Origin of the sequence: Cytobacillus firmus DS1, assembly GCF_000565285.1 — a bacterium.
GTDB lineage: Bacteria > Bacillota > Bacilli > Bacillales > Cytobacillaceae > Cytobacillus > Cytobacillus firmus_A.
In genome coordinates, this window is sequence record NZ_APVL01000006.1 from 263,012 (window position 1) to 270,649 (window position 7,638).

Annotated in this window: 8 protein-coding genes and 1 riboswitch; of the genes, 2 read left to right on the forward strand and 6 right to left on the reverse strand. The window is 40.6% G+C overall.

The features are described from left to right. Positions 1 to 6: 6 nt before the first annotated feature. The 5 genes from PBF_RS10350 to PBF_RS10365 form a co-directional block, all read right to left on the reverse strand. Positions 7 to 2,229, reverse strand: a complete 2,223-nt coding sequence (locus tag PBF_RS10350; protein WP_035329638.1) for a ribonucleoside-diphosphate reductase subunit alpha — start codon at positions 2,227 to 2,229, stop codon at positions 7 to 9. A 134-nt stretch (positions 2,230 to 2,363) separates the two neighbouring features. After that, positions 2,364 to 2,557: riboswitch (cobalamin riboswitch) on the reverse strand. Between the two features lie 121 nt (positions 2,558 to 2,678). Beyond that, on the reverse strand, positions 2,679 to 2,807 hold the full coding sequence (locus PBF_RS27015; RefSeq protein ID WP_268745105.1) for a hypothetical protein: 129 nt from the start codon (positions 2,805 to 2,807) through the stop codon (positions 2,679 to 2,681). A gap of 19 nt (positions 2,808 to 2,826) precedes the next feature. Further along, positions 2,827 to 5,262: a heavy metal translocating P-type ATPase gene (locus PBF_RS10355; protein ID WP_051488858.1), complete on the reverse strand. Its 2,436-nt coding sequence runs from the start codon at positions 5,260 to 5,262 to the stop codon at positions 2,827 to 2,829. A gap of 148 nt (positions 5,263 to 5,410) precedes the next feature. Beyond that, positions 5,411 to 5,617: a copper chaperone CopZ gene (gene copZ, locus PBF_RS10360; protein WP_035329639.1), complete on the reverse strand. Its 207-nt coding sequence runs from the start codon at positions 5,615 to 5,617 to the stop codon at positions 5,411 to 5,413. Between the two features lie 17 nt (positions 5,618 to 5,634). After that, complete coding sequence (locus PBF_RS10365) at positions 5,635 to 5,976, reverse strand: metal-sensitive transcriptional regulator (protein ID WP_035329640.1); 342 nt, start codon at positions 5,974 to 5,976, stop codon at positions 5,635 to 5,637. Positions 5,977 to 6,139: 163 nt separating this feature from the next. Between PBF_RS10365 and PBF_RS26455 the strand changes: the two genes are divergently transcribed. Beyond that, complete coding sequence (locus PBF_RS26455; protein ID WP_200870029.1) at positions 6,140 to 6,289, forward strand: hypothetical protein; 150 nt, start codon at positions 6,140 to 6,142, stop codon at positions 6,287 to 6,289. A gap of 35 nt (positions 6,290 to 6,324) precedes the next feature. On the opposite strand, the gene PBF_RS10370 is transcribed toward PBF_RS26455, so the two are convergent. Continuing rightward, positions 6,325 to 6,504 carry an H-type small acid-soluble spore protein gene (locus tag PBF_RS10370; RefSeq protein ID WP_009336786.1) on the reverse strand — a complete coding sequence of 60 codons (180 nt, stop codon included), beginning with the start codon at positions 6,502 to 6,504 and terminating at the stop codon, positions 6,325 to 6,327. Between the two features lie 223 nt (positions 6,505 to 6,727). Here PBF_RS10370 and PBF_RS10375 point away from each other — a divergent pair, with 223 nt between their 5' ends. Further along, positions 6,728 to 7,351 carry a LysE family transporter gene (locus PBF_RS10375; protein ID WP_035329641.1) on the forward strand — a complete coding sequence of 208 codons (624 nt, stop codon included), beginning with the start codon at positions 6,728 to 6,730 and terminating at the stop codon, positions 7,349 to 7,351. Positions 7,352 to 7,638 lie beyond the last annotated feature (287 nt).

Here is a 7,638-nt window from a genome sequence, read left to right on the forward strand (position 1 = left end):
TCCTCCTTAGCTTGAGCAAGATTCGCAATCTTCAACCTCAGATGAAGTTGAACGGATGTAGTAAGTTGTTTTTAATTTATTCTTCCATGCTGAAAGATGCAGATTTAATAGATCGATAGCTTTAATATGGTTAGGTATATAGAAATTAAATGAAATAGCCTGATCTATGTGTTTTTGTCTGTTTGCATTCTGCCTGTTGCTCCACTCCTGGTTAATATGGTAGGCAGATTTGTAGTACCAGATGGTCTCACTATTAATATCAGGTGCAGTGACAGGGATTCGATAATCCTTTTTCTCTTCGGAATACTGCTTGTTAAATATAGGATCAATACTGGGTGTGCTTCCTGCAATTAATGCAGTTGACGCATTAGGGGCTACCGCCAACAGATAGGCGTTTCGGATGCCGAATTCCTTTACATCCCTGCTCAATCCTGTCCAGTCCATTTCTGTCTTCGCCTCCAGATATCCCCGCTTTTCAAAGTAGGCACCCGTTTCCCAATCAGATCCTTTAAAAACTGAATAGCTTCCTTTTTCTTTTGCCAGATTCATAGAGCTTTTTATCGCTAAAAAAGCAATTTGTTCATATAGAGTGTCAGCAAATTCTTCTGCTTCTTCGCTTTCCCATGTGATTTTTTTCAGTGCAAGAAGGTGATGCCAGCCAAAAGTCCCCAGTCCAATCGCACGGTACTTTTGATTTGTGATCTGCCCCTGAAGAACCGGAATACTATTTATATCAATAACATTATCAAGCATTCGCACTTGAATGGGCACAAGCCTTTCAAGGACTCCTTCACTTAAGGCACGTGCAAGATTGATGGATGAAAGATTGCAGACAACGAAGTCTCCCGGCTGTTTTTCGATAATAATTCTCCCATCCCTTGTATATTCCTCAACCCGCTTTGTAACACTTTGGTTTTGTACGATTTCCGTGCACAGGTTTGTACAATAAATCATTCCGCAATGTGAATTGGCATTTTTCCGGTTTACTTCATCCCGGTAAAACATAAATGGTGTTCCTGTTTCAAGCTGGCTTCTCATGATGGATTTCATAATATCGATGGCAGGAACTTTTTCCCTTGATAGATTCGGGTTATCTATGCACTCTTTATATTTCTGGCGGAATAAACCTTCGCCTTCACCTTCGTCGTAAAAATCCTCCAGTGAAAAGCCCATTACCTTGCGGACTTCATGGGGATCAAATAAATACCAATATCCCCGGCTTTCCACTTTTTCCATAAACAAATCCGGAATGCAGACACCTGTGAATAAATCATGTGTTCGCTGCCTTTCATCTCCATTGTTAAGCTTTGCATCAAGAAATGAGAAGATATCTTTATGCCAGACATCCAGATAGACGCTTATAGCACCCTGCCTTTGTCCAAGCTGGTCGACACTGACGGCTGTGTTATTCAGCTGCTTCATCCAGGGAATCACACCTGAAGATGCCCCCTTAAATCCTTTAATATCACTGCCTCTGCTGCGGATTTTCCCCAAATATACTCCGATTCCGCCGCCATTTTTAGACAGTGATGCAATATCGGTATTGCTGTCATAAATGGAATCAAGACTGTCATCAACTGTTTCAATGAAACAGCTTGAAAGCTGTCCCCAGTTTTTCCCTGCATTAGCGAGCGTTGGAGTGGCAACAGTCATATACAAACCACTCATTGCCCAGTACGCTTCTTTAACAAGCTCAAGCCGTTTACTCTTCAGCTCCTTTTTCATCAGCACCATGCTGATGATCATGAACCGCTCCTGTGGAAGCTCATATAAATTTTTCTGTTTGTCCCGGGCAAGGTATCGGTCAGCCAGCATTTTCAGCCCCAAATATGTAAATAAGCGGTCATTTTCTTTCTTTATAAAATGAGCAAGTTCATTTATCTCATCCTTTGAATACACATCTAATAAATCCTGTTCATAAATTCCCAATGCAGTCAGACGTTCAATTAGTGAATAAAAATGTATGTAGCAATCATCCGGCTCGCATTCTCTGTTTTTTCCTGACTCGATATAGAGCTTTTTAAGAAGCAGACGTGAAGCGGCAAACGTCCAATCAGGTTCTTCAATGCTGATAAATGATAAACAATCAAGTATTAGCTGGTCATACATGGCCTCAGCTGTTAGCTGACTCATTTCTTCATACCTTTTTAACAGCTGCTCAATGCCGAGCTGTGGAAATTCCGTCTTAAGTTCTTCTAAAATTTTTATCGGTTGTATGGTTTGGACCATTTTATTTCCTCCTAAAGGCAAAATAAAAATCCGCCCGGAAAATGAGCGGATCAAACGATAGTATAATAGCAGGTAGCAGATGAACAAACGGCCATTACGCGATCGTTTCATCATCTCAATCCCCGAAGATAAGAAACTTTCGATCGCCCTGGCAGGTCTCCTGGCTTGCGCTTCACCCTACTAAAAGCCCTTCCCATACTAGCGCCATAAAGCGTTTTGTACAGTGGTATGCTTTTTTCGTCTGCACTTACAGTTGCGGGGACAGCTTCGGTTTTTCACCGAATTCCCTATTAAGTCCATATAGGACACCAATCACGATCTATATTTAGTTTTCATTTTGAAAGTCCATACTATATATTGTAGACGATTCTATCATATAGAGAAATAAATTACAATTATTAATGTGCGAAAAACGGGCAGAGGGGGAGTTCCCTCTGCCTGATCATTTGTTATTCATGATTTTCGATTTCAATATCATGAGGTACCTGCTCTGGTTTAGCCCAAAAAGAATCATATGCCGCATAACCAGCCATTACAAGCACCAGGTAAGCAATCGCTATACCTGCCCATTTCTTCATTTAAATCTGCCCCTTCCAATTAAACGTTTTTTTCACTTACTTTTACTCTTTGTAATCTAAGTGCGTTTAAAACGACAGATACGGAGCTGAAAGCCATTGCTGCGCCGGCAAGCCAGGGAGCAAGGAACCCTAATGCAGCTACTGGGATGCCAAGTGTATTGTATGCAAATGCCCAGAAAAGATTTTGTTTTATATTCCTTATGGTTTTTTTACTCATCAGGATGGCGTCTGCGATACTATTTAGATCCCCTCTCATTAGAGTAATATCTGCTGCTTCCATCGCAACGTCTGTACCAGTTCCAATCGCCATTCCTATATCAGCAACAGCAAGTGCAGGGGCATCGTTTATGCCATCGCCGACCATGGCGACTTTTTTTCCCTGGTTCTGAAGTTTTTTTACTTCTTCTGCCTTGCCTTCAGGCAGAACCTCCGCAATTGCAAAGTCTATCCCCACTTCCTCAGCTATTGCCTGTGCTGTACGTTTGTTATCTCCCGTAATCATAATGACTTCAATCCCCAGTTGTTTTAAGCGATTGATTGCATTTCTGGAAGTTTCTTTTATTGTATCCGCAACTGCAGCGATACCTGCATATTTGCCATCGACCGCAACAAGCATTGCCGTTTTTCCATTTTCCTCAAGTGTCTCCATTTCCAGTTTGGCTGATTGGACACTTATATCGTATTTTTCCATTAATCTTCTTGTACCGATTAGAATGTTTTTTCCTTCCACTTTTGCTTTAATCCCATATCCGGGAATAGCCTCAAATTCCTGCGGATTAAATAGAGTGATTCCTTTATCTTTTATTCCCTTTACAATCGCTTCGGCCAATGGATGCTCAGACTGTTTCTCAGCAGACCCTACAAGCTGGAGAAATGTTCTTTCTTCAACGTGTCCTTCCGTAACCACATCCGTTAAAACCGGTTTGCCATGTGTTACGGTTCCGGTTTTATCAAGAACAACTGCAGTGATTTCATGTGTAAGCTCCAGGTGCTCCCCGCCTTTAAAGAGAACCCCATATTCCGCTGCCCGGCCAGAACCTGCCATTATAGAAGTTGGTGTAGCCAGACCCAGGGCACATGGACATGCAATCACCAGGACGGCAATCAATTTTTCGAGTGCTTCTGCAAAATTACCGGGACTTACCCATATATACCATACCAGGAATGTAACCACTGCTATGCTCACAACAATAGGAACGAATATCCCGGAGATTTTGTCTGCCATTCGCTGTATGGGCGCTTTTGAACCCTGCGCTTCTTCAACTACTTTAATAATCTGTGACAGTGCTGTATCTTTGCCGACTTTAGTGGCTTCAATTTTCAGGAAGCCATTTTTATTAAGGGTAGATCCAATTACTGTGTCGCCTGCTGTTTTATCAACAGGTACGCTTTCCCCTGTCAGCATGGATTCATCCAATGCTGACTGTCCCTCAATAATTTCACCATCGACCGGAATTTTTTCACCCGGTTTTACATATATGATATCTCCTGCAATAACTTCTTCAAGGGGAATTTCAATTTCTTCCCCTTCCCTTAAGACAGTTGCTGTTTTTGCCTGAAGACCCATAAGCTTTTTGATTGCTTCAGAGGAACGCCCCTTAGCCCTCGCTTCAAACAGCTTGCCTAAAATGATTAATGTTATAAGGATGGCGCTTGTTTCATAATAGAGCTCCACCATATGTCCATTGCTGCCAATTGATAATAGTGATTGATATAAGCTATAGAAAAAAGCGGCAGATGTCCCCAGCGCAACCAGCACATCCATATTGGCGCTTTTATTTTTTAATGCCTTATACGCCCCGATATAAAATTGTTTACCTATGAAAAATTGCACGGGAGCTGCAAGCGCCAGCTGCACCCACGGATTCATAAACATTTCGGGAACATAAATAAATGATGTAAACTCGAAATGTCCCACCATTGACCAGAACAAAGGGATGGAAAGAATTAATGAGAAGATAAATTTGCCTTTTTGCTTCTCGATTTCCTTTTCCCTATAACCTTCGATCTCTTGGTCACTATCCGTTTTTACTTTTGCCTGATACCCTAAATTCTCTACTTTCTTTATCATATCCTGGACTGAGACTTGCTCAGGATTATATTCAACAGTGCCAGTTTCAAGAGCCAAATTGACCACAGCATGTTTTACGCCAGGAAGTTTATTAAGTCCCTTTTCAATCCTTCCGGAGCAGGCTGCGCATGTCATCCCCAGCAATTCGAACTCTGCTTTCTCCGATACTACTGCATAACCGAGATCCTCAATTTTTTTCTCAAAAGCTTCAACAGAAGTTACTCCTGGATTATATTTTATTGCTGCTTTTTCCAATGCAAGATTCACACTTGCTTCCTGCACACCATCCAGCTTATTAAGCCCCTTCTCAATTCGAGACGAGCAGGCTGCACATGTCATTCCTGATATCGGAAGGTGGACCTCTTTCAGGGCTGCATCACCCATAACTACCACTCCTTTATTAAACGAAGTATCTTACACTTATATACTATACCCCTCTACCCTATATGTCAATCAAATTTAATTAGACAAATTTCTTAATTTATAAAAAAAGAGAACGTGCATTTTATTCACACGTTCCTTCCCAATTAGATTACTCTACGTCATAGCCTTGATCGTCAATTGTTTCTTTGATTTGTTCAAGTGAAACGGCTGATGAGTCAAATTGAACCTGCACCTGGCCATTATCAAGGTCCACTGCTACCTTATCCACACCATTTAATTTGCCGACACTGCCCTCAACTGCTTTTACACAATGACCGCATGACATTCCGCTTACTTTCAGAGTTACGTTCTCCATAATAAAGTAACCTCCCATTATTTTTTCATTAACTTTTGGATTGTGACTAAAAATTCATCAAGCACTTCTTCATCGCCTTCGTGGATTCTTTCAACCACACAGCTTTTCAAATGGCCTTCAAGCAATAGCTTTGCTACGCTATTCAAAGCTGACTGAGTTGCAGAAATTTGTGTTATTATATCGTCGCAATACACGTCTCTGTCAATAAGTCCTTTTATCCCTCGTATTTGCCCTTCAATTCGATTTAACCGGGTCGTCAAATTCTTCTTAACTTTTTCTGAATGATGACTTTTTCGCTCCGATTCAATCGAACAGCAGCTGTCAGCAGATAAATCCTCATTTTCCAAATCAAAAGCCATTTGATCAGCCTCCTTTGAACTAATTATATTATACCCCGGTACCCTATGTAAAGTTTTAATTTAAAATGGTATAAATTCCGGCTTTTTATGTATAAATTCCCTTTCATGTTATAGAAAATCTTTGTTTATACTAACGGAAACACTTTAAAAAGGAGGTAGTGATGTGGATAAAAGGCATGAAAATTCAGAAGACACGGGGAAGGATCTGTATGGAATTGAAAAAGAGATTAGTCTGCAGTCTGTAAACTTTGCTTCTGCTGAGAATAAGTATTTAAATGAACGGACAGAGATAGAATCAAACCAGGAAGTATAAATGTTAGCCGCCAGTGCTGGCGGCTTAAGGTCATATTACAATTCAGTCAGTTCTCCAATTTCCACTTCAGACCTTTCTTCAAGCGGGCCGCGCAAATGTACCGTAGCTGTTCTTCCATCCTCATTCAGCTTGTCGATCCACACGGAAGCACCATTGTATTTTACTTCGATATCTGCTGATGATGAAAGAATTTGCTTCACTCGTTTTGCATCCATAAGACACACTCTCCTCTTCTTTTTTCAGTTTATTTTTTGCAAATCTGAGAAATTTATGCTTACTTTGTCAAAAAGTGTGAAGCAGTCATTTTTTGATTTTATTAGACAATACTTTCTGATTGCAAAAACTGCTGCTTGCTCAGGATAAATAGTTGTCCTATCCTTTCAATACTCTGAATACACATTGTACAAACAGGTTTTGGCAGTTAGGAGCTGTATACATATGAGCATATTTCTAGGCTATGTTTTCTTGGGTCTATCGCTTGCAGCGCCAATTGGTCCAATCAATGCTGCACAATTGGATAAAGGGATAAGAAATGGTTTTTTCCATGCCTGGCTTGTGGGGCTAGGGGCTATGACAGCAGATGCAGTTTATATGGCGGCTGTTTATATGGGTGTAGTACATTTTCTTGAGATTCCATTTATGAAAGCTTTTTTATGGTGCTTTGGATTTTTTGTCCTGGTATATACAGGTGTGGAAACCATAATAAGTGCCGGCAAAGTAGTATCAAGCGTCAGGACGAAAAATGAATCTAAAGTTAAATCCTTTATGTCCGGCTTTCTTATGTCATTGTCCAACCCTTTAACTATACTGTTTTGGCTCGGCATCTATGGTTCCATTCTGGCAAAAACAGCAGCAGAGTATGACAAGGCCCATGTTATTTTATATAGCGGAGCTATTTTTACTGGTCTTCTTCTCTGGGATATAACAATGGCAGCTGTAGCCAGCAGCTTTAGAAGATTTTTAACCGGAAAAATCCTTGCTCTAATTTCAATATTATCTGGAATATCCTTGATTGGGTTTGGGATTTATTTTGGATTGCAGGCTTATAAACTTTTGTTTTAAATACATATTCTTTCCATTCGGTCAAATAAAGAAAAACAGATAAGGATTTTATTGAGTAGAGTATCCCTAAAGCTGCGCTGCAGTTCATTTCTTTGCAGCGAACATATTTCGTTTATATAGCAGAGGAAGAAATATGGAGTGGCGCATATATTTATAATTCCTCGGATAGAGCCCCAACAATGTTTTTCCAATTGGAAAATCATCTTAATACACAAAAAAGAGCACCCATCAGGTGCTCTTTCATTTGCCCGGCAGCGTCCTACTCTCACAGGGGGACAGCCCCCAAC

What these genes read in the sequence shown, in the direction of transcription:
- PBF_RS10350 (WP_035329638.1), bottom strand. Translation starts at nt 2,229, where the DNA reads ATGGTCCAAACCATACAACCGATAAAAATTTTAGAAGAACTTAAGACG.
- PBF_RS27015 (WP_268745105.1), bottom strand. Translation starts at nt 2,807, where the DNA reads ATGAAGAAATGGGCAGGTATAGCGATTGCTTACCTGGTGCTTGTAATG.
- PBF_RS10355 (WP_051488858.1), bottom strand. Translation starts at nt 5,262, where the DNA reads ATGGGTGATGCAGCCCTGAAAGAGGTCCACCTTCCGATATCAGGAATG.
- copZ (WP_035329639.1), bottom strand. Translation starts at nt 5,617, where the DNA reads ATGGAGAACGTAACTCTGAAAGTAAGCGGAATGTCATGCGGTCATTGT.
- PBF_RS10365 (WP_035329640.1), bottom strand. Translation starts at nt 5,976, where the DNA reads ATGGCTTTTGATTTGGAAAATGAGGATTTATCTGCTGACAGCTGCTGT.
- PBF_RS10370 (WP_009336786.1), bottom strand. Translation starts at nt 6,504, where the DNA reads ATGGATGCAAAACGAGTGAAGCAAATTCTTTCATCATCAGCAGATATC.
- PBF_RS10375 (WP_035329641.1), top strand. Translation starts at nt 6,728, where the DNA reads ATGAGCATATTTCTAGGCTATGTTTTCTTGGGTCTATCGCTTGCAGCG.